We start from the raw sequence: 505 nt of genomic DNA on the forward strand, positions 1-505 counted from the left end.
AATTTATTCATCTCAAACGCTAAATTTCTAACTTTGGTTAAATCAGAGTATTTTTGCATACTTTTAACAATTTTACTAGAGTTTTTAAGAGTTGACATTTCTATTGATAATTCTTTCAATTTGAATAAATCAATTATTCTATCAACTATATTAGAAAGAGTAGAATCCTCTTCTCTTAATTTGTTAAGGCTTGTTAAATCTTCAGGTAGTTCAAGTTCATCACCATTTACAGATTTCGCTTTTCCAACCTCTTTGAGTTCTCTTGAGTTAGCAATCAATCCCATAAAGGTTTTATTGAGTTTATTACTTTTACTGTCATTATTACTTTTTATTTCTTTTACCTTATCCAATAAATACCTATACATTTCAATAGAATTCATTTCTATGTACTCGTAGATTATCTTATTTACAATTTTTTTATCTCCTATTTTTGATGACTTTATACTAATTGGTTCTGAAGTTCGTATAAAATCATCACAAATGCTGTGCACAAATTTTATGATTG

Annotated in this window: 1 protein-coding gene; it reads right to left on the minus strand. The window is 26.3% G+C overall.

Annotated features, from left to right (window positions below):
• Positions 1 to 380, minus strand: a 380-nt coding sequence (locus NZ519_14175) for a hypothetical protein (protein MCS7029899.1), incomplete at its 3' end; no start/stop codon positions are given.
• Between the last annotated feature and the right edge of the window lie 125 nt (positions 381 to 505).

The organism is Bacteroidia bacterium, from assembly GCA_025056095.1.
Taxonomy (GTDB): Bacteria; Bacteroidota; Bacteroidia; order JANWVE01; family JANWVE01; genus JANWVE01.